General features: G+C 62.6%; 24 protein-coding genes. 13 read left to right on the top strand and 11 right to left on the bottom strand.

What is annotated here, in order from left to right; translation table 11 throughout:
- Positions 1-148: 148 nt before the first annotated feature.
- Both NKI97_RS13025 and NKI97_RS13020 read left to right on the top strand, forming a co-directional pair.
- Positions 149-1,351: an ImmA/IrrE family metallo-endopeptidase gene (locus NKI97_RS13025; RefSeq protein ID WP_352834547.1), complete on the top strand. Its 1,203-nt coding sequence runs from the start codon at positions 149-151 to the stop codon at positions 1,349-1,351.
- Positions 1,351-1,824, top strand: coding sequence for a DUF4411 family protein (locus NKI97_RS13020; protein WP_352834546.1), 474 nt, complete (start codon positions 1,351-1,353; stop codon positions 1,822-1,824). The genes NKI97_RS13025 and NKI97_RS13020 overlap by 1 nt, the downstream gene beginning before the upstream one ends.
- A 132-nt stretch (positions 1,825-1,956) precedes the next feature.
- Here NKI97_RS13020 and NKI97_RS13015 read toward each other — a convergent pair whose 3' ends face one another.
- Together NKI97_RS13015 and NKI97_RS13010 are read right to left on the bottom strand one after the other, a co-directional pair.
- On the bottom strand, positions 1,957-3,138 hold the full coding sequence (locus NKI97_RS13015; RefSeq protein WP_352747314.1) for a cystathionine gamma-synthase: 1,182 nt from the start codon (positions 3,136-3,138) through the stop codon (positions 1,957-1,959).
- Entirely contained in the window at positions 3,135-4,559 is a 1,425-nt protein-coding gene (locus NKI97_RS13010) for a pyridoxal-phosphate dependent enzyme (protein WP_352834543.1), read from the bottom strand. Before NKI97_RS13010 ends, NKI97_RS13015 begins: the two co-directional genes overlap by 4 nt.
- Before the next feature lie 269 nt (positions 4,560-4,828).
- Between NKI97_RS13010 and NKI97_RS13005 the strand changes: the two genes are divergently transcribed.
- Complete coding sequence (locus NKI97_RS13005) at positions 4,829-5,158, top strand: hypothetical protein (RefSeq protein ID WP_023718782.1); 330 nt, start codon at positions 4,829-4,831, stop codon at positions 5,156-5,158.
- Positions 5,155-5,802 (top strand): cysteine hydrolase family protein, encoded by a 648-nt coding sequence (locus NKI97_RS13000; RefSeq protein ID WP_352834540.1) that lies wholly within the window; start codon positions 5,155-5,157, stop codon positions 5,800-5,802. The genes NKI97_RS13005 and NKI97_RS13000 overlap by 4 nt, the downstream gene beginning before the upstream one ends.
- Positions 5,803-5,919: 117 nt before the next feature.
- On the opposite strand, the gene NKI97_RS12995 is transcribed toward NKI97_RS13000, so the two are convergent.
- From NKI97_RS12995 to NKI97_RS12980, 4 genes are all read right to left on the bottom strand, one after another.
- Positions 5,920-6,264: a winged helix-turn-helix transcriptional regulator gene (locus NKI97_RS12995; protein WP_352834537.1), complete on the bottom strand. Its 345-nt coding sequence runs from the start codon at positions 6,262-6,264 to the stop codon at positions 5,920-5,922.
- A 335-nt stretch (positions 6,265-6,599) separates the two neighbouring features.
- Positions 6,600-7,946, bottom strand: a complete 1,347-nt coding sequence (locus NKI97_RS12990) for an FAD/NAD(P)-binding protein (protein WP_352834534.1) — start codon at positions 7,944-7,946, stop codon at positions 6,600-6,602.
- Positions 7,947-7,995: 49 nt separating this feature from the next.
- Entirely contained in the window at positions 7,996-8,448 is a 453-nt protein-coding gene (locus NKI97_RS12985) for an RrF2 family transcriptional regulator (protein ID WP_352453656.1), read from the bottom strand.
- 147 nt (positions 8,449-8,595) lie between these two features.
- The gene (locus NKI97_RS12980; protein ID WP_352453655.1) at positions 8,596-8,928 is read right to left on the bottom strand and encodes a hypothetical protein; all 333 of its coding nucleotides are present in this window, start codon (positions 8,926-8,928) and stop codon (positions 8,596-8,598) included.
- A gap of 197 nt (positions 8,929-9,125) precedes the next feature.
- On the opposite strand from NKI97_RS12980, the gene tauA reads away from it, so the two are divergent.
- The 4 genes from tauA to NKI97_RS12960 all read left to right on the top strand — a co-directional run bounded on the left by tauA (position 9,126) and on the right by NKI97_RS12960 (position 12,092).
- Positions 9,126-10,139 (top strand): taurine ABC transporter substrate-binding protein, encoded by a 1,014-nt coding sequence (gene tauA / locus NKI97_RS12975; protein ID WP_352747305.1) that lies wholly within the window; start codon positions 9,126-9,128, stop codon positions 10,137-10,139.
- 108 nt (positions 10,140-10,247) lie between these two features.
- On the top strand, positions 10,248-11,021 hold the full coding sequence (locus NKI97_RS12970) for a taurine ABC transporter ATP-binding protein (protein WP_352453653.1): 774 nt from the start codon (positions 10,248-10,250) through the stop codon (positions 11,019-11,021).
- Positions 11,018-11,884 carry an ABC transporter permease subunit gene (locus NKI97_RS12965; RefSeq protein ID WP_352453652.1) on the top strand — a complete coding sequence of 289 codons (867 nt, stop codon included), beginning with the start codon at positions 11,018-11,020 and terminating at the stop codon, positions 11,882-11,884. The genes NKI97_RS12970 and NKI97_RS12965 overlap by 4 nt, the downstream gene beginning before the upstream one ends.
- A gap of 19 nt (positions 11,885-11,903) precedes the next feature.
- The gene (locus NKI97_RS12960) at positions 11,904-12,092 is read left to right on the top strand and encodes a hypothetical protein (RefSeq protein WP_352453651.1); all 189 of its coding nucleotides are present in this window, start codon (positions 11,904-11,906) and stop codon (positions 12,090-12,092) included.
- 59 nt (positions 12,093-12,151) lie between these two features.
- Here the strand turns inward: NKI97_RS12960 and NKI97_RS12955 are convergent, their stop codons facing one another.
- Positions 12,152-12,337 (bottom strand): hypothetical protein, encoded by a 186-nt coding sequence (locus tag NKI97_RS12955; protein WP_352453650.1) that lies wholly within the window; start codon positions 12,335-12,337, stop codon positions 12,152-12,154.
- Between the two features lie 307 nt (positions 12,338-12,644).
- Between NKI97_RS12955 and NKI97_RS12950 the strand changes: the two genes are divergently transcribed.
- The 3 genes from NKI97_RS12950 to NKI97_RS12940 all read left to right on the top strand — a co-directional run bounded on the left by NKI97_RS12950 (position 12,645) and on the right by NKI97_RS12940 (position 15,366).
- The gene (locus NKI97_RS12950; protein ID WP_352453649.1) at positions 12,645-13,004 is read left to right on the top strand and encodes a septal ring lytic transglycosylase RlpA family protein; all 360 of its coding nucleotides are present in this window, start codon (positions 12,645-12,647) and stop codon (positions 13,002-13,004) included.
- Between the two features lie 255 nt (positions 13,005-13,259).
- Positions 13,260-14,537 carry a polyhydroxyalkanoate depolymerase gene (locus NKI97_RS12945; protein WP_352453648.1) on the top strand — a complete coding sequence of 426 codons (1,278 nt, stop codon included), beginning with the start codon at positions 13,260-13,262 and terminating at the stop codon, positions 14,535-14,537.
- Positions 14,538-14,748: 211 nt separating this feature from the next.
- Positions 14,749-15,366, top strand: a complete 618-nt coding sequence (locus NKI97_RS12940; protein ID WP_352453647.1) for a transglutaminase-like cysteine peptidase — start codon at positions 14,749-14,751, stop codon at positions 15,364-15,366.
- Between the two features lie 9 nt (positions 15,367-15,375).
- On the opposite strand, the gene NKI97_RS12935 is transcribed toward NKI97_RS12940, so the two are convergent.
- The 4 genes from NKI97_RS12935 to NKI97_RS12920 are packed head-to-tail and all read right to left on the bottom strand — an operon-like array spanning position 15,376 to position 18,165.
- Positions 15,376-15,744, bottom strand: a complete 369-nt coding sequence (locus tag NKI97_RS12935; protein ID WP_352453646.1) for a helix-turn-helix domain-containing protein — start codon at positions 15,742-15,744, stop codon at positions 15,376-15,378.
- A gap of 53 nt (positions 15,745-15,797) precedes the next feature.
- Positions 15,798-16,331, bottom strand: coding sequence for a Smr/MutS family protein (locus NKI97_RS12930; protein WP_352453645.1), 534 nt, complete (start codon positions 16,329-16,331; stop codon positions 15,798-15,800).
- Positions 16,328-17,434: a murein transglycosylase A gene (mltA, locus tag NKI97_RS12925; protein ID WP_352453644.1), complete on the bottom strand. Its 1,107-nt coding sequence runs from the start codon at positions 17,432-17,434 to the stop codon at positions 16,328-16,330. Before mltA ends, NKI97_RS12930 begins: the two co-directional genes overlap by 4 nt.
- A 23-nt stretch (positions 17,435-17,457) precedes the next feature.
- A complete protein-coding gene (locus NKI97_RS12920; protein ID WP_352453662.1) occupies positions 17,458-18,165 on the bottom strand; it encodes a Tim44/TimA family putative adaptor protein in 708 nt (235 codons plus the stop codon).
- A gap of 199 nt (positions 18,166-18,364) precedes the next feature.
- Here NKI97_RS12920 and NKI97_RS12915 point away from each other — a divergent pair, with 199 nt between their 5' ends.
- Entirely contained in the window at positions 18,365-18,856 is a 492-nt protein-coding gene (locus tag NKI97_RS12915) for an FxsA family protein (RefSeq protein ID WP_023675916.1), read from the top strand.
- Between the two features lie 113 nt (positions 18,857-18,969).
- Entirely contained in the window at positions 18,970-19,473 is a 504-nt protein-coding gene (gene secB / locus NKI97_RS12910) for a protein-export chaperone SecB (protein ID WP_352453643.1), read from the top strand.
- Positions 19,474-20,044 lie beyond the last annotated feature (571 nt).

Genomic DNA, 20,044 nt, shown 5'->3' with positions numbered 1-20,044 from the left:
CCCGATCGTGCGCAAGCCGCTGCGCGGGCAAGCCTAGCGAGAGGCACCATCATCGCTACGTTCGGTGGTGCCGGCTTTCGCCCTTGGCAAAAAGGAACTATCAATCTATCGGCTTTATGATCGGCGGTTAAGGTCGAGACTGGTACACATGGCACAGCGCGTCAAAGCCAACATCCGGCCGGCTCTAATAACGTGGGCGAGAGAAAGCGCGGGATTTACGCCAGCGGAAGCTGCTTCGCGCCTCAAGCACGAAGAGGACGCTTATCTCGCATGGGAAGCTGGCGAGGAGATGCCCACGCTCCCGCAGTTGCGCAAAATAGCAGAATTGTTCAAGCGACCTCTTGCCGTATTCTACCTGCCGGAGCCTCCGAAAACTTTTCAGGTAATGAGAGATTTGCGGCGCCTGCCAGGGGTGGGATTCCGTCGTTATCCGCCAGGGCTGCAGCTAGAAATCAGGATGGCCACTGAACGACGGGAGCTTGCGAGAGAACTAGCCGACGATCTCGGACAAGAATTAATTCGATTTGATATGCAGGCCGCGTTGAATGATCGGCCTGACAACGTTGGTGAAACAATAAGATCCGCATTGGGTATCACTACAGCCCTGCAAAATGCGTGGCGCGACAGCGACGGACGAGCATCCTTCAACGCGTGGCGTAGTCGCATAGAAGCGAAGGGTGTCCTGATTTTTCAAACCACGAGGTTCGATACTGAAGAGGCTTCAGGATTCGCCATAGCTGACGATATACTCCCAATCATTGCAGTTAACAGAAAGGATCCACCTACGCGCCGAACGTTCAGTTTGGTTCACGAACTCGCGCATCTGCTCCTGAAGGTGAGCGGCGTGTCGGATCTAGACACTGACGCGGCGCGGCCGGCTGAAGACCAGCGATTAGAAATCTTCTGTAATCATGTAGCGGCAGCCTCATTAATGCCGCGCGATGCTGTGCTGAACGATCCTCGGATATCTGGCCGGCCGCTTCGCAGCACGGATTGGTCGGACAATGAGATTAGCGACATCGCCAGATCATTCGGGGTAAGCCGCGAGGCAATCCTCCGCAGGCTGCTGACGTTCGACCGCACGACGCCTGAATTTTACACGATGAAACGGGGGCAATATCAGGCTGAAAGGCAGGCATGGCTGAAAAAACAAAAACAGGAAGCCAGCGAGGGCCCTGGCATCCCCAGGAATATGCCTCAAGAGACGCTTAGCAACTTCGGCAAACCCTTGGTCCAGATGATCATCGGGAATTACCACCAGGAGAATCTGACGCTCAGTGAAGTCTCGGGGTATCTCGGCATCAAAGCCAAACACCTGCCGAAGCTTGAGCTGCTTTCCGGGTTTCGCTGATGGATCTGTGGCCGAGCTACAGCATCGACAGCAGTTCCCTAATGCATGGTTGGTGCCGGGTCTACCGACCTAAAAACTTTGGCTTCGTCTGGGACAGGCTGGAAGCGCTGGCAGTAGAAGGTCGATTGAAAGCTTCTATCGAGGTGCTTCACGAAATCGCAAAAAAAGACGACGATCTATTCAAATGGTGCAAGGAACGGCAAGAGGTTCTTTTCGTCGAGGTAGATGACGATTGCCAAGCGCATTTGGCACGGATAATGGCCGCATATCCTCGATTAGTCGACACAGTCAAAGGGCGCTCAGGCGGAGATCCTTTCGTAATTGCCTTTGCGTCATCTCAAGGAAATTCCTGCGCCGTAGTCACCGAAGAACATCCCGGTAGAATGAGGATTCCCGATGTTTGCCGTTTCGAGGGCATAACTTGCATCGGGCTGGCAGACCTGATCGAAAAGGAAGATTGGCGCTTTTCGTAGGTAGACGATCAGAAACCCGTCGCCGGTCGCTATATATCGATCGGCACGGCGCACGTACGTCTCAACCGATCGAGGATCCCCATGGCGAGACACTTCCCTGATACGGAAGCGGTTGCCCGCCACACAGCCCCTTCAACTCGCCAGCGCCTGATCCAGATCCGCGATCAGGTCGTCGCCATCCTCGATCCCGGCCGACAAGCGCACCAGCGAATCGGATATCCCGATCTCGGCGCGTTTTTTCGCCGGGATCGAACCGTGCGTCATCAGCGCCGGGTGCTCGATCAGGCTTTCGACGCCGCCGAGGCTTTCGGCCAGCGTGAACAGTTGCGTATGTTCGAGGAAGCGTTTGGTGCCGGCGAGGTCGCGGTCGAGCTCGACCGTGATCATGCCGCCGAAGGCGTGCATCTGCCGCCTGGCGATGGCGTGCTGCGGGTGGCTGGGCAGGCCGGGATAGATGACACGGCGGATGTCGGGACGGCTTTCCAGCCAGTGCGCGATCTTCTGGCCGTTCGACGAATGGCGCTCCATCCTGAGCGCCAGCGTCTTCAAGCCGCGCAGCGCCAGGAAACTGTCGAACGGCCCTGAAATGGCGCCGATGGCGTTCTGCAGGAATTTCAGCCGGTCGGCGAGATCCTTGTTGTCGCCGATCACGGCGACGCCGCCGACCATGTCGGAATGGCCGTTGAGGTATTTCGTCGTCGAATGGACCACGATGTCGATGCCGAGCTCCAGCGGCCGCTGCAGATAGGGGCTGCAGAAAGTGTTGTCGGCGACTGAGAGCACGCCTTTGCGCCTGGCAAGTGCTGCGACGCCTTCGAGGTCGACGACACGCAGCAGCGGGTTGGTCGGCGTCTCGACCCAGAGCATTTTGGTTTCCGGGCGGATCGTCGCCTCGACCGCGGCAAGGTCGGTGAAGTCGACGAAGTCGACCTGCAAATTGGCCGAGCGCTTGCGCACCCGTTCCAGCAGCCGGAACGTGCCGCCATAGATGTCGTCGGTCGCGACGATATGCGCGCCTGAATCGAGCAATTCGAAAATGGTTGCGATCGCCGCCAGCCCCGAAGCGAAGGCGAAGGCGGCGGTGCCGCTTTCGAGGTCGGCCACCGCGCGCTCGAAGGCGAAGCGGGTCGGGTTCTGGCTGCGGGCATATTCAAAGCCCTTGTGCACGCCCGGGCTCTGCTGACCGTAGGTCGAAGTTGCATAGATCGGTACCATCACCGCGCCCGTCGTCGGGTCGTGGCTCTGGCCGCCATGGATAGTGCGCGTCGAAAAGGCGAGGCGGTTTTTGCCCGATACGGTGGCTTTGACGGTCATCGGGCGCGCCTCAGATGGTTGATCAGGTCGATGCGTGTTATCAGGCCGATGAATTCGTCGCCGTCGAAGACGATGGCGACCTCGTTGCGATCGAAGACCGGCAGCAACGCGTCCAGCGTCTGGCTGGCTTGCAGCGTGTGCAGGGTAGAGGTCATAGCCGTACTGACCGGGGCCTTGAAGCGGTCCCAGCGGCTGTCATAGGGGCCTTCGACCTTGGCGAGGATATCGCTTTCGTCGATGATGCCGACGAGCTTGCCCTCGTCCAGCACCGGCAGCTGCGAGACATCCGATCGGCGCATGCGGCCATAGGCGTTGAGCAGGCTTTCGTCCGGGCCGACGGACACGACATCGCCGGTGCGGAGCGTGCGCATGACCAGGTCGCGCAGATCGCCATGCTGCTCCTGCTCGGCCAGGCCCTGCTCGACCAGCCAGAAATCGTCGAAGACTTTCGACAGGTACTTGTTGCCGCTGTCGCAGACGAAGGTAACGACGCGCTTCGGCACCGCCTGCTCGCGGCAATAGCGAAGCGCTGCCGAAAGCAGCGTGCCGGACGACGAGCCGGCGAGGATGCCTTCCTTCGAAAGCAGGTCGCGCACCGCCAGCATGCTCTGCTTGTCGGGGATGGAATAGGCCTTCCTGACCAGCGACAGATCGGCATTGGGCGGGACGAAATCCTCGCCGATGCCTTCGACGGTCCAGCTCCCGGCCTCTATCATCTTGCCGGTCTTGATCAACGGCGCCAGCACCGAGCCGACCGGATCGGCCAAAATCATCTCGGTCTTCGGCGAGACTTTCGCAAAATAACGGCCGAGCCCGGTCAGCGTGCCGCCGGAGCCGACGCCGACGACCACCGCATCGACATCGCCTCCGAGCTGTTGAAAGATTTCCGGCCCGGTCGTGGTTTCGTGGGCCAGCGGATTGGCCGGGTTGGCAAACTGGTTGGCGTAGAAGGCGCCGGGCAACTCGGCGGCGATCTTTTCGGCCACGTCCTGATAATATTCGGCATGGCCCTTGCCGACATCGGAACGCGTCATGCGCACTTCCGCGCCGAGCGCCCGCAGATGCTGGATTTTTTCGCGCGACATCTTGTCGGGCACGACGAGGATGATGCGGTAGCCCTTGGGGATGCCTACCTGGGCGAGGCCAAGACCGGTATTGCCGGCAGTCGCCTCCACGATGGTGCCGCCGCGCTTCAGTCTGCCCTGTTTTTCGGCGGCGGTAATCATCGACAGCGCTATGCGGTCCTTGATCGAGCCGCCGGGATTCTGGCTTTCGAGCTTGATGAACAGCCGGCACTTGCCGATGTCGAATTTGGTCAGCTCGACGACCGGTGTCTGCCCGATCAGGTCGAGAACCGAGGCATAGGGCGGGCGCAGGCGGGACGATGCATCGTCCGGTGCCACGATCTTGTGCTTGCTCATGTCAGATGCTCCGTTGCCAGAATGAGCAACCGCCCTGGAAGACGGCAACCTACCGTCTTTTCCAGCCGTTTGCAGTTGGAAAGAAGATAGATCGTGCCAATCCGGCCGCCAGCAGGGGAATGGAATTTCGCGAAAGCTTCGCCGGCCTGCAGGCAGGGCAAAAGATTTGCAGAACCTGCCTGGGACTAAACGCACCATCTCGTTCGTTGCCGCCGCCGATTCCGCCATGCTACCCGGCGTTGGGCGAACAGCAATGCAAGGAATGGCCGATGAAGATTCTTGCCTATGACAATTTCAAGCCCGGCGTCACGCTCGACGATTTGCGGCCTTATCTGCGCGACGAAGTTTCGAATGTCTGGCGGCTCTGGAAGGCGGGGATCGTGCGCGAGAATTATGCGCGCGGCGATATTGGCGGCGTCATCATCGTCTTCGAGCTCGACAGCGTCGCGGAAGCGCGGCGCTACACCGAGGACTTCCCGCTGTCCAAGGCCGGGCTGCTGGAATGGCACTTCATCGCCTTCGACGCGCCATTGCCGCTGGAATTCCTGTTCGATCCGACGGTCGATATCGCCAAGCCATGGGACCGGACTGCGGCATGATCCGGGCGAGCGACGGGATCGAAATCCCGGCCAGCCTGGCTGAGTGGTGCGATCCGCGCGGCACGGCGCTGGTGGTCTACGACATGCAGGTCGGCATCTGCCGCCAGGTGGCCGGCGCCGCGACCATCGTCGAGCGTACCGGCACGGTGCTGGAAGCGGCGCGCATGGCCGGAATGCGGGTGGCGTTCACGCGCCATCTGTCGCTGCCGCGCAAATGGATGGGCGCGACGCAGCTGCGCACCGCCATGGCCTGGCAGCGGCGCGACAGCCCCGACACGGTCGAGCCGTGGTTCCTGCGCGATGCCGAAGCGACGCGGATCGTGCCCGAGCTGGAACCCCGCGATGACGAGGCGGTGTTCGACAAGCTCACGATGTCGGCCTTCGATTCCACCGCGCTCGGCTTTGCCTTGCGCGATTGCGGCGTGCGCACGATAGCGCTCGCTGGCATCGCCATGGAGATCGGCATCGAGCCGACCGTTCGCCAGGCGACCGACAATGGCTTCGTCGCTATGGTAATCGAGGACGCCTGTGGCTTCGGGAACCGCGAAGCGCGCGCCCGCTCGATGGCGACGCTACGCTTCCTCGGCGAAGCCGTCGTCACCGACGTCGCAAGCTTCTGCAGCGCGCTTGCCGGTGCGGGTTGAGGGCAGTCGGCTTGCCGGCGCGACCCACCGTTTCACGGGAACGCCGAACCGCTCTATGCCTTTGTTTTCAGGCAATTGCAGATTGAAAAACCGCTCCGCGCTTTTCCCGGAATTGATCTAGGTGGTGGCTGCGCCATCGGTGCGAAAACGCACGCCCTCGGCGCGGCCATGCACGCTGCCCCAGTCATAGAGTGCCTGGAGCGCAGCGGCGAGATCACCGCCGCGACCGGTCAAGGCGTAGCGCCCCTTGCCGTCGGGCGACGTCTCGAGCGTGACGAAGCCGATCTCGACAAGCTCGGCCAGGCGCTGCGTCAGCATCTTGTCCGAGAGCGAGGGGCGCAGGTCGGAATAGCGCATCGGCTGTTCCTTGATGCGCGCCAGGATCACCGTCTTCCATTTGCCGCCGAGCGCGTCGAGCGCGAACTCGACCGGACAGCCGTAGAGTCTTCCGCGTTGGGTCATGCGCCATGGTAGGCAAGGCACGGTGACGACGGAAGCAGAATTTGCCCGGTCATCTGGCCAGGGTCGCGGCTCACGGCCTGGCCGTCTACAAAATCCATGGAGGAGAACGAAGATGAGCGTCCGCGACACCGATCCGGTCAATGCGAGACAGCCGAAACGTGTGGCGTCATCGCCAACCCGGCTGTCTCGACCACCACGGGCTGGACGGTCGGCTTCTGGTGGAGCGAGCTCCCGCACCCTTGGTTCGCCTTCACCGAACGAGGCTATGTGGTCGAGATCTTTTCACCCGGCGGCAGGTGTCCTGCGTCCGGAACTGCGTCAAGACAGAGGCGGCCTCATCCGAGTAAGCGCTTGCTTAGCCGCGCACACTGCAGGCGAATATCGGGAATGGCGTCGATTTCGAAGAAGGTGCCGCGCGTCAGTGGCCCGACGGCGAGGATCTTGGCCGACACCGTGCCGTCGCCGGCGATGACCTCGCAGTTCGCGGTCACGTCGAGGCCGAGGCGCAGCGGATCCGGCCGTGCCAGCCCACGCTCGACCAGCGACCGCACCACGCTGTTCGAGGTGGTCGAGATGTCCCTGGCGATGCCTGTGCAATCATAGATGCGAGCAAAGTCGAACCTTTCGAGGTGCTGCGTGTGGCGCGACTGGACCTGTACGCTGAAGCCGTCGCCGGCTGCGATCTCGACGACGCGCCCGGCGACAAGGCGGATGCGGTCCGCTTGCACCGCCTCGGCAATGCGGGCGTAGACTTCAGGCGCCATGCGGTGGCGGTGGATGTCCCACCAGGCCTTGGTGTGCTCGACGAAGCGGCGCTTGGCCGAGGACGGCCAGTTCTGCCAGATCTTCTGGTTGAAGGGTCTCAGACCGTCGACGACGTCGCGCCAGTCGATGCCGGCCTTCTGGTTTTCCCGGATCAGGTCGCGGAACCAGCCGACGAAATAGGAAAGCTGGGTGCCGAGCGGAATGTCGGCAACGTCGAGCTTGATCGGATTGCCCTTGCGATGCGGCGAAGGCAGCAGGCCGCGCCGCGACACCGCGACGATCGCGCCGCGGTGGCCGCGCTGCTCGAGCGACAGGAAGGCATCGACCATGCTCAAGCCGGTGCCCAGCACCAGGACTCGGGCTTCGGGGTCGAGCGCAGTGTCCGCCTCGGATCCCATCCTGATCGCATGCCCCTGCCCCGCCCCCGGCTCTTCGTCGTGGCCGGTGGCGAGCACGGCAAGATGCGCAACCACGCTGGTGCCGTTGGCCAGCGCCACTTCGACGCCTGACGCGGTCGGCGAGATCGACAGGCTCTCTTCGCGGATCAAGCGCAGCCGGCCCGTCTGCTGCTCACGCGCCTCGAGCTCGTCGAGCAACTCCTTGAGATAGCGGGCGTAGACGCTGCGCGGCGCATAGACCGGCGCCTGTTCCGGCGTTGCCAGGCCGCGTTCAAGCAGCCAGCGCGAGAAATTGCCGGGATCGTCGGCATAGGCGCTCATGCCCGACGCGCTGACATTCAGCACATGCGCCGACAGCAGCGTTGAATAGGCCATGCCTTGCCCAAAATGCGGGCGTTTTTCGATCAGGCTGACACGTAGATCGGGATTGGGCGACTTCAGCAGATGCGCGGCAAGCACGACGCCGCTGGCGCCGCCGCCGACAATGATGATCGAACTTGGCGTAGCGCGCCCGGTCATGCGCACACCAGCTGTCCTGGCGATCGTCGCCGGCTCAGGAGAGATTGGTTCAGGCCTGGATTTTCAACGCCGCCGAAAAATCCTCGTCGCCGGCGATGTCGCGCATTTCCGCGAGGCTGCGCTGATCCAGCACCTCGGCGATGGCCTGCCGGACCTCCAGCATCAGGTGTCGGACTTGGCATGTCGCCTCGTTGCAGTCTTCGCAGCGCTGATACTGGGTGCGGCTGGCGCAAGGAATGGGGGCAAGCGGCCCGTCGAGTACGCGCACGACGTGGCCGACCTTGATCTCGTCCGCCGGGCGTGCCAGCCGGTAGCCGCCCTCCTTGCCCTTGCGGCTCTGAACGAAACCGGCATTGCGCAATTCGCCAAGAATGGCATCGAGGAACTTCTTCGGAATATTGTTTCCTGTGGCGATGTCGTTGACGAAGGCGAGCTTTCCAACCGGCAGGCGCGCCAGATGGACGAGCGCCTTGAGGCCGTATTTACCTTTTTTCGTGAGCATAACCCGCACGTTTCTCTGTCATGCGATGACGCAAGGCCACCGGTTGCGAAACGCCTGGCGTGCCTCCCCGCCGCGTCCAAGCTGTCACTACAGATAAATTCTAGTGACATGATATACAAGCCGAGAAACGTTGATTTTGCTTCGTTTTCACGCCGCAATGGCCATTTTGGCCGGGGCTTGTGCTCTTGGAAGCACAGAAGCCGCCGCGAATGGCGCACCGGCAAACGGGCCGGCGGCAGGAATGTCCCGATCGGCGAGAATACCGACAGCAGCTTCTGCCCCTGAATTTGAAGGCCAAAGCATGCCGCGCGCGGCAACAAGGAGGGTGGCGTCGCTCATCGTCCTCTCCAATCCTTCAATGTCGATAAGGATACTAGACTTAACCGCGAACACAGGGAACTTGATTCCAATTTCCTGGCCATCCACAGCATGGATTTGCCGATGCAGGGGCGAAAACGGGAAAATCGTTGTTGCGCGCATGGACGACGTGGAAGAGGTTCCCGGGCAAGGACGATGGTTCTCACCCGGGCCATCACCCAGAAGCGCGGGAACTGCCATAGCCAGATGACTTTTTCTAACAAGACCGCACCGATTGGAAGGATTTAACTCTACAAGAACGATAGAGTTAGATGACTATGAAACGCAATCCGGGTTTTTCTCGTTTCCAGGAGCCTTTCATGTCCACCATTTCGCGACGTATCGTTCTCTTGTCCTCGGCGGCTCTGGCGGGCGCCGCCTTCCTCGGCCCGGCCGATGCGCGGGACCTCAAGATCACTATCGGCTACCAGACGGTGGTCGAACCCTCGAAGGTGCCGCAGGCCGACGGCGCCTATGAGAGCGCGACCAAGGCGACAATCGACTGGCGGAAATTCGATTCCGGCGCCGACGTGATCGCGGCGATCGCTTCCGGTTCGGTCGACATCGGTTATGTCGGCTCGAGCCCGCTGGCGGCGGCGGCGAGCCGCGAGCTTCCAATCCAGACAATCTTCGTTGTCGGGCTGATCGGCGAATCCGAGGCCCTTGTCGCCCGCAACGGCGCCGGCATCGAGAAGGCCGCCGACCTTGCCGGCAAGAAGGTGGCGGTGCCCTTCGTTTCGACGACGCATTACAGCCTGCTTGCCGCGCTGAAGCATGAGGGTGTCGACCCGAAGTCGGTCGATATTCTCAATCTGCGGCCACCGGAGATCGCGGCGGCATGGGCGCGAGGCGACATCGACGCCGCCTATGTATGGGATCCGGCACTCGGCCAGATCAAGACGACGGGCAAGGTCGTGCTGGATTCCTCCCAGGTCGCCGCCTGGGGCGCGCCGACCTTCGACGCCTGGATCGTGCGCACCGACTTCGCCGAAAGGAACCCGGAAGCGGTGCGCGACTTCGTCAAAGTAACGGGCGCAGCCTATGCCGAGTTCCTGGCCAAGCCGGACGCCTGGTCGGTGACGTCGCCGCAAGCGGCGAAGATCGCCACGATCACCGGCGCCAAGCTGGAGGACGTGCCGCAACTATTGAGGGGCTATGTCTTCCCGACGCTCGAGGAGCAAGCCTCGGACAAGTTCCTCGGTGGCGGCACGGTCAAGGCGGTCGAGGCGACATCGGCCTTCCTCAAGGAGCAGGGCAAGATCGACGCCGTGCTGCCGGATTATTCGGAATACGTGTCGTCGAAATATGTCAGCGAAGCGCTTGCCTCGAACTGACGCCAACGCGCGCGGTTCTCCTTCCCTGACGCCGCGTGCTCCCTGCCCCGAACCGCTTGCGAGGAGCGGCTTCGGGGCAGACAGATTCGGAATATCGGCGAGGTTCCCATGACGCATCTCGTGCTCGACAAGGTCTCGGTCCACTATGACGGTCAGCCGGCGCCGGCGGTCGAAAATGTGTCGATTGAGATCGCCAAGGATGACTTCGTCGTCCTGGTCGGCCGCTCCGGCTGCGGCAAGACGTCGTTGCTCAATGTCGCTGCGGGCCTGGTCCAGCCTGTGCGCGGACGCGCCACGATTGGCGGCAGGCCGATCACGGCGCCAAGCTCTGAGCGCGCCGTCGTGTTCCAGAACGACGCGCTGTTTCCGTGGCTGACCGCGCGGGAAAATGTCGCCTTTGCGCTCAGGCTGCGCGGTGTCAGGGCGGCTGAACGGGCGCGGCGCGCCGACAAGCTTCTGGCGCTGGTGAAGCTCGACGGCGCCGGCGACAAGCGCATTTGGGAGCTTTCCGGCGGCATGCGCCAGCGGGTCGGCCTGGCCCGGGCGCTGGCGGCCGAGCCGCAATTCCTGCTGCTCGACGAGCCGCTGGGCGCGCTCGATGCGCTGACACGCGAACGCATGCAGACAACGCTGCTCGATCTGTGGACGGCAAGCCAGGTCGGCGTGCTGATGGTCACGCACGGCATCGAGGAAGCCCTGGTGCTGGCAACCCGTATCATTGTGCTCGCTCCCGGCCCTGGCCGGGTGGTGTGGAGCTTCGAGACCGGCTTCAGCCGGCGCTATGCAGCCGGCGAGGCCATTCGCAGCATCAAGGCCGATCCCGCCTTCGCCGCGGCGCGCGGCGAGCTGACCGACGCGATCTTCGAAGGGGAGGCAGCATGACCATTACCTCCTATACCGAGCGGCCGCAGCGCTCCAAGGTCGACGACGGAGGCGACGCGCTGTCGGTGCCATGGTCGCGGCCGCGGCCGAGACGCAGCCGCGTTTCGGCCCGCGTGGTTAGCGCGATCACCATTCTGATGATGCTGGCGGCGTGGACGGTATCGGCCCGCCTGCAATTGGTGTCGCCGGTTTTCCTGCCGTCGCCCGTGGCAGTCTGGAACAAATTTGCCGTCGTCGCCCGTGACGGCTTTGTCGACGCGACGCTGCTCCAGCATATCGCCGCCAGCGTGTGGCGGGTGTTTGCGGCGTTGATCATCGCCCTTGTCATCGGCGTTCCCATCGGCCTGGCTATCGGCATCAGCACGATCGGGCGCGGCATCTTCGATCCGCTGCTCGAATTCCTGCGGCCGATCCCGCCGCTCGCCTATCTGCCGCTGATCATTATCTGGTTCGGCATTGGCGAGCCGTCCAAGATCCTGGTGATTGCCCTTGCCATGCTGGCGCCGGTTGCGCTGTCGACGGCATCGGGTGTTCGCGGCGTCTCGCAGGAGCGCATCAATGCAGCGCGCTCGCTTGGCGCCACGCAGCGCCAGGTGATCAGGCACGTCATCCTGCCCAGCGCGCTGCCCTCGATCCTGACCGGTCTGCGCATCGCGCTCGGCGCCGGCTGGTCGACGCTGGTTGCCGCCGAACTGGTGGCAGCGACGCGCGGGCTCGGATTCATGATCCAGTCCGCTGCCCAGTTCCTCGTCACCGACGTGGTGGTGATGGGCATACTGGTGATCGCGGCCATTGCCTTCGTGCTCGAATTCATCATCCGCAGGATCGAGCGGGTGCTCGTCCCGTGGGCGGGGCGGGAGTAACCGGACCGGAGACGTGACGATGCCCCATTCCACCGCTGTACTGTTTGCGCATTTCGGCCATTGGCTCCGCCTGATCAAGGCCGGAGACAAACAGCCGCCTGACGGCGAACGCAAAACGCCGACGCCGGTCCAGCTGGATGCCGAGCGCAACCGCCTGCCACCGCGCGACGAAAGTTTCTACTGGGGCTGGCAATACTGGTCGCGGTGACCGGGCTGCCACGGTCCGCTGTGTGCTGCTCTGAAGGGAGCTTGAGCATGGACGCCTGCTCAACCACGCGAGCGGTTCGCCCAGGCCAGGCCGCCCAGGCCGACCAGCACCGTCACGATGCCGGCATAGAGCCATTGCGACTGGCCGGTCATGAAGCTGCCCTGGACCCAACCGATGCCTTGCAATGACCACAGCACGCCGATGGCGAGCACAATCAAGGCCAGCAGATTTTTGATCAATCTCATCGTTGCAAACTCCTTTTCAAAGTCGATCGCCAGCCGTGCCCTCGTACCGGTGGAAGAGCGAAAAGAAGCGGCCCGATCACGTCATCTTCTACTTAGATGCTAACCTCTGATCTTGCGCAACACATGCGGCGATCGGAGCAAAGATCATCAAGGAAGCTGTGCCGCTCTGCGGGAAATCTCTGACAAATTGTTTCGCACCGACTCCAAACGTGTAACATTGTCATGGAACCGACAGATCATTGCCGCATTTGCTGCCTCATTCGCCCCTAACCGCTGCGGGTCTGTCAACGGAGCCAGTCCCCAACACATGAACAAAAGCAACCGGACCGCGCTTGTCGCGGCCACTATCGCGGCTGGCCTGATGGTCGGCGCATCCAGTGCCAGCGCCGCCGCTCAGTGCGGCCGTGCCTCCTGGTACTCACTCCATTCCAGAACCGCTTCCGGCGAACGCATGAACCCGTCGGCGCTGACCGCAGCGCATCGCAGCCTGCCGTTCGGCACCAAGCTGAAGGTGACCAACCGCAACAATGGCCGCAGCGTCGTCGTGCGTATAAACGACCGCGGCCCGTTTATCAGGGGCCGGATGCTCGATCTGTCGAAGGGCGCCGCCAGCCAGCTTGGCTTCATCAGCTCGGGTCACACCGCTGTCTGCATGGCACGGGTCTAACGGCCGCCACGGCCGGACACCGCCTCCGACGCTCGTCCCCAATAGCCGTGCTGCTTGCCAGGCCTTCGCAGGTGCACATTGAGCCGGCTGTTGCCGTTCCAGGCGGATTCTCAACGCCTTGGACGAAAGAACGAGCATAAATCACGCAAGTTGACGTATTGCATCGCAGCAGATTGTTGCTAACTTCCCCGCAAGGCATTCAAGGCTCGGCGCTGCTCGTCGGCCCTTCGATCGCAGTCGGCAGCGGGGTTCTCGATGTTCTACCAGCTCTACGAACTGAACCACGCAGCTTTGCAGCCGGCCCGCCTCTATGCCGATGCGATGCGCCTGTTCTACTCCAATCCGCTCAATCCGGTTTCACACACGTCCTGGGGCCGCTCGGTTGCGGCAACGGCCGAACTGTTCGAGCGCACGACGCGCCGCTACGGCAAGCCGCAATTCGGCCTGACCAAAACCGTGGTCGACTGGAAAACCGTCGAGGTCAGCGAACGCACCGTCTGGTCGCGGCCGTTCTGCAACCTGGTCCGTTTCGAGCGGGCGGTTCCGGCCGGGCGCCGGCCGGATCCGAAGCTGTTGATCGTCGCGCCGATGTCGGGCCACTACGCGACGCTGCTGCGCGGCACGGTAGAGGCGATGCTGCCCTATGCCGACGTGCATATCACCGACTGGGTCGACGCCCGCATGGTGCCGCTGGCCGACGGCAGCTTCGATCTTGACGACTATATCGACTACATCGTCGACATGCTGCATGCGCTAGGCCCCGACACCCATGTGATGGCGGTGTGCCAGCCTTCGGTGCCGGTGCTGGCGGCGGCGGCACTGATGGAAGCCAAGGGTGATCCGTTCGTGCCCTCGACGATGACGCTGATGGGCGGGCCGATCGACACGCGCCGCAATCCGACGGCTGTCAATCTGCTGGCGCAGGAAAAGGGCATCGACTGGTTCCGCGACAACGTCATCATGCGCGCGCCCTGGCCGGTGCCGGGCTTCGGCCGCGAGGTCTATCCTGGCTTCCTGCAGCTTTCGGGGTTCATGAGCATGAACCTCGACCGCCACATCATCGCCCACAAGGACTTCTTCATGCATCTGGTGAAGCATGACGGCGACAATGCCGAGAAGCACCGCGAGTTCTACGACGAATATCTGGCGGTGATGGATCTGACGGCGGAATTCTACCTGCAGACCGTCGACACCGTGTTTGTCCGCCAGGCCTTGCCCAAGGGCAAAATGACGCATCGCGGCGTGGCGGTCGACCCTTCGGCGATCCGCAATGTCGCCCTGTTCACGGTCGAGGGCGAGAACGACGACATCTCCGGCCTTGGCCAGACCAAGGCGGCGCACGACCTGTGCATCAACATCCCGGCCGACAGGCACGCCCATTACATGCAGCCGGCGGTCGGCCATTATGGGGTGTTCAACGGCTCGCGCTTCCGCTCCGAAATCGTGCCGCGCATCGTCGATTTCATTACCAGCTACGGCCGTCAGAATCGGGTTGCGGTGAAGCCCAAGCTGGTCAGGACCGGCAAGAAATAGGCGACCAGTGATGATGCCCGTCAATCCGCATCAGGTCGGTCAATGCCAAAATCATCGGTCGGCGGGGCCGTGCGGCCGTCGACCTGTTGCACAATAGTCGCGTTGGCGCCACGCGGGTAACCATGCCGCAAAAATCAATCCATCCTCATAATTGACACGGGCTGTAAATACCCCTTAACGTTTCGTTAACAACAAGGGACAAGCGGGGACAATGATTTCCTCACCAATGGCGAGAACGCTGCGCCTGTGCGCGCTGGCCGGACTTACTGTGGCGGCAGGTTGGGCCGGTTCGGCCTCGGCAGCCAGCCCGATGATAACAGGTGGCCCGACCTCGCAGCCGATCGGCCATTATGATTTCTGCAAGAGCTACGCGTCCGAATGCTCGATCCGCCCGAAGGATCTGTCGCCCGCCAGCCTGACCGGCTCGCTGTGGCGCAAGCTGCTCAGCGTCACGGCAAAGGTCAACGCCGCCGTCAAGCCGGAGAGCGACTTCGACATCTACGGCAAGGACGAGGTCTGGGCCTATCCCGACAAGGGTGTCGGCGACTGCGAGGACTATGTCCTGGAAAAGCGCCGTGAGCTGAACCGGCTTGGCGTCTCGTTTGCCGATCTGCTGATGACCGTCGTGCGCAAGCCGGATGGCGAAGGCCACGCCGTGCTGACGGTGCGCACCGACAAGGGCGACTACATCCTTGACAATCTGACCGACCAGGTCCGTTCCTGGGACCAGACCGGCTATCGTTTCCTCAAGCGGCAGGCGATCGACAATACCGGCCGCTGGGTCTCGATCCGCGGCGGCCAGCAGGTGCTGGTCGGCTCGGTCCAGTAACCAAGCAACTCATTTCGGCCGTGCCAGCGCGGCGCGGATCGACGCAATGATGCGGCGAAGCTCGGCGTCGTCGAGCTTTTCAATGTTGTCGGCCAGGAGATTGGCAAGCTCGGTCGCCGCCGGGCTAAGGCCCGACGTGTCGAGCTTGACGCGCGGATGCGAGGTTTCAGCCAGCCGCGCCAGTTCCTCGGCGTCATCCCAAATGATGTTGAAATAGCCGATGATCTTCTGGATCAGCGTCCAGCTCGGCGCACCGCGGCGGCCATGTTCCAGCGCCGAGAGATAGGCTGCGCTGACGCCGATCGCCTTGGCCATGTCCTTCTGGCTGACGCCGCGCTCGTTTCGCAGCACGCGAAGCTTTTCGCCGAATGGGGTCACAAGCGCACCTTCATGGGTGCATCCTCATAGGTGCGTCCCTCATGGGCATGTCCTCATGAGCGCGCCCGCCGCAAGCGGATATAGAGCGCACCCGAGCCGCCATGTTTGCGGGCGGCATGGTCGTGGCTGGAGACGAGGGGCCGGAAGGCGGGTGTCGACAGCCATGACGGCACGGCGCGCCGCAAGACGCCATCGCCGCCCGACGAGGAACCCTTGCCGGTGATCACCAGGACATAGCGGATGCCGCCGGCATGCGCCCGGTGCAGAAAGGAAAACAGCAGCGAATAGGCTTCGTCCTGGGTCAGGCCATGCAGGTCGACGCGGCCTTCGATCGGCAGCCGGCCCTTCGACAGCTTGTCCAGCGTCGGTTCGTCGAGTGCGTGGGAGACATGCTGCGCCTTCTGCTTTGCGGCCGTGGCAGCATTGCCCGCGACCTGTGCCGGCGGCGGCTGCCTGGTCTCGTCGATCTCCGGCCCAACGTGCGGAATTTCGACGGCGGTTTTGCCCTTGAGCGGCTTTGCCGTGCGCGCCACCAGGTTCCACAGCACCCGGTCGTCCTCGCTCAGCCTGTCGATGCGCCGGGTCATCGGCCTGCTCCTGAAACCAGCGACCGGGGGATCAGCGCATAAAAATCTGCGGCGTTGCGGATAACGCCGGCGATCTCGCCGGCCGCATCGCCCGACCCGGCAAACAGATCACCGCGAGCCGGCCCGGTGATCGCCGAGCCGGTGTCCTGCGCGATCATCAGCCGCCGGAACGGTTTTCCGTCGAAGACGGTCAGCGACGGTGCATCGATATGGAAGGGCGTGCCGAACGTGTGCAGCAGCCGGTCGACGGCGATCGAGCGGCCGGGTGTCAGCGCCACCTTGGCGGCAGCGATCGGGCCGAGCTCTGGGTCGTCGACGCCCATCTCGCGGAAGAAAATGTAGGAGCGGTTGCGCCAAAGGATCTCGTCGACGCGTTCCGGATGCGCCTTGAACCAGGCACGGATCGACTGCATCGTCACTTTCTGCAGCGGGATCTCGCCTTCCTCGCTCAAGATCTTGCCCGGTCCGGTAAAGCGCTGGCCGGATTTGGCGGCATAGGTGATGCGGCGAAGCCTGCCGTCGGTCATCTTGAGCCGCGCCGCACCCTGCACGTGGATGAAGAAGGCGTCGACCTTATCGGCGAGCCAGGCGATTTCCAGCCTTTTTCCGGCAAGCGCGCCGCATTCGATCTCGCCGCGGTCGAAATATTCGACCGGGCCGTTCGGCGCCGCACGTGCGAAGGCGAGATAAGGATCCATGCCGGAAGGACGATTGCCGTCGTCGACGTCGACAAGATCGGCCGGGCGCGACAGCAACGGCACCGAAAACCGTTGCGTGCGTACCGGCGAGGCTTCGACCTCCGGCTCGTAAAAGCCGGTGACCAGGCCCGGACCACCATCTTCGGCATCGATACGGGCCGGCACGAAGTGGCGCTCGAAAAAGCTTCGGGCCTGCAACCGATTCGCCGGCGAAACGGTGCGCGCTTCGGCATAGGCGTCGGCAAAGCCATTGTAATCGACGCCGAGCGCGCCGGAGCGGTAGGGTTTGGTCAGGATATGAAAGGCCGAGCGGCGAAAGGCCTCAAAGGCAGGGAAATGGTCGTCCTCGCCCCAGCCCGGCAATTCGCCAAAGGATTTTTCGCTGAAGGCTCGAGAAAGCGACACGACAGCCTCCGCCGCCGTCCAGTTCAGTCTTCTTCTTCGGTGGCGACGAGCTTCCAGTTCGGATCGCGCGAGCGCGCGTCACGAGCGAAGGTCCAGACATCCTTGACCTCGGCGACGGTTTCGGGATCGCCGTCGATGACGGCGCCGGCCTTGTCGCGGGTCGCCGAAATTAGTTCGCTGACGATGCGCAGCGTGATGTGCGCCTCGCTGCCCTTCATCTCGGCCGAAACGATGTCGGCCTTGTCGATGCCGACGAAGGAGGACTGGATCTTTTCGGCTTTCGCCTCACGGTCGCCGATGGCCGCGACGAAGCCGTCATAGACCTCGCGCGACAAAAGGTTCTTCAGCGTTTTGCGGTCGCCATCGGCGTAGGCCATGACGATCATCTCGTAGGCCATCTTGGCGCCGTCGACGAAGGTCTTCGGATCGAAGGTCGGATCATTGTCCTTGATCGCCCGCAGGCCCCGGTTGAGATCGGTATCCGGCTTGGCAAAGGCATCGATCGCCACATAGGCATCGGCCGCCGGCTCTCCCGCCAGGCGCTTGCGCGGCAGCGAGACCACGTTCTCGGGTTTCTGGGCGGCATCCTTGTCGTTTTTGCGCGCTGCCGTATATGGATCGAAGGGTGGGCGCTCGTTGCCCGTGCGTCGGCCAAGCACGTTGCGCAGCTGGAAGAAGATCACCACCGCCGCAATCAGAAAGAAAATCGTGCCGAAGTCGAAGAAGCCCATATCTTGCGCCAATCAATCCCTGCTTTGGCCGGACCAGCGGCCAAGCAAGGGCCGCGATCACATAGCGTTCAGTATCCAAAGCATATAGAACGCATGGCGCAATCATTCAAATCAAAGGCAGCCATACCTATCTAACAGCTCTGGTGCCAGCGGCGATTGCTCGCCGGCCGGCAAAACATCGAAAACGATCGGTCAAGATTTGCGTATTTCGCTGCTTCCCCTGTTCATTCTCGCGCTTCCGCTGCTGGAGATAGCCGGTTTCGTTATTGTCGGCCGCCAGGTCGGCGCGCTGGCGACAGTCGGCTTGGTGCTGGCCTCGAGTGTCGCCGGCGCCCTGCTGCTGCGGCACCAGGGTTTTGGCGTGATGGCCAGGGTACGTGCCGAAATGGATGCCGGGCGTGATCCGAGCGGCCAGCTTGCGCATGGCGCCATGATCGTGCTGGCCGCGATCCTTTTGATCATCCCCGGCTTCATCTCGGATATTTTCGGCCTTCTGCTGTTCCTGCCGCCGGTGCGCGATCTTGCCTGGCGGATGCTGAAAGGCCGCATCGTGCTGGCAACCGATTTCAGCAGTGGTTTGCGGGCAAGGCAACGCGGCAAGACCATCGATCTCGACGACGGCGACTATTCGCGGGCCGACGACCATACGCGCGGACCGGGTTCTCCCTGGCGCCGCCTCAAGGACGAGTAGCTGCAAGGCAACCGGCGTCTTTTGCAAACTTGTCTTGTCGGGCCGGTCATGATAGCGAACGCCCGAATTTCAATCCGGTCAGCAACGCTGCCCAGGCAAAAGGACCACAGCTTATGGCCAGCAACGACGACGCGCCGACCGGCGCAGCCAACGGTAATGGAAATGCGGCGCAGCCTTCGCTCAACGTGCTTGCGCAATATGTGAAGGACCTGTCCTTCGAAAGCCCCGGCGCACCGAACTCGTTGCGCGGCCGCGACAAGGCTCCGGGCATCGCCATCAACGTCAACGTCAACGCCAATCCGCTTTCGGACAAGCAGTTCGACGTCAATTTGACGCTGAACGCCAAAGCGTCGTTCGACCAGGAAGTGCTGTTCAACGTCGAGCTGGTCTATGGCGGCGTCTTCTCCATCAGCGGCTTCCCGCAGGAGCACATGCTGCCGATCCTGTTCATCGAATGCCCGCGGCTGCTGTTCCCGTTCGCCCGGCAGATCATCGCCGAGGCAACACGCAATGGCGGCTTCCCGCCGCTGATGCTAGACCCGATCGATTTCGCGCAGATGTTCCAGCAGAAGTTGGCCGAAGACCAGGCTGCCGCCGCCAAGGTCAAGGTGAGCTGAGCGCGGCTGTCTCGCTAGCGTTTGGAAAAACCCGGCGCGAAGCCGGGTTTTTTATAATGATGTCCCGCCCGACAGGCTGAAGGCCAATCGGACGCAAGCGTCGATGGTTCTCTTCAGCGGCAAGTCGAATATCTTCGAGATTAGCCGAATATCACTGCGCCTTCGTCATCCCAGGGCGGAGCAGGAGCGAAGCGACGTCGCGGAGACCCTGGGATCCATATGTGGACGGCGCCCTGCCTGCAACGGTTGTTTTGCGTCGTTTTCGATCGCTTGCGTCCATATGTCCGGCCTTTGAGCACGGTCCTTGCGGCCGCTGGCCAAGGTGGGGTTCGCGACGCCCGTTCCAATCATGCCAGCGGTTTCGTTGGCCAATGGATCCCTCGGAGTTTCGCGCGTCACGGATCGATCGATCACGCCATCTTCCTTCCGTTGCAAGAGCTTGTGTTCGGTGTTCCTCCGTTGCGGCCTATCCGGGCATGTCAGCGCCGTGCTGAGCCGCGGTCAGGGCTGGCCGCAGGCCACCGCCGTAGGCGGCGCGAAGCGGCCTTGAGGGCGGCGAGGAGGCGTCAGG

Source organism: Mesorhizobium sp. M0296 (genome assembly GCF_040321675.1).
In the GTDB taxonomy this organism is placed as follows: domain Bacteria; phylum Pseudomonadota; class Alphaproteobacteria; order Rhizobiales; family Rhizobiaceae; genus Mesorhizobium.
The sequence above is the reverse complement of the archived record's forward strand: the minus strand, read 5'-3'. Positions and strand labels throughout refer to the sequence as shown.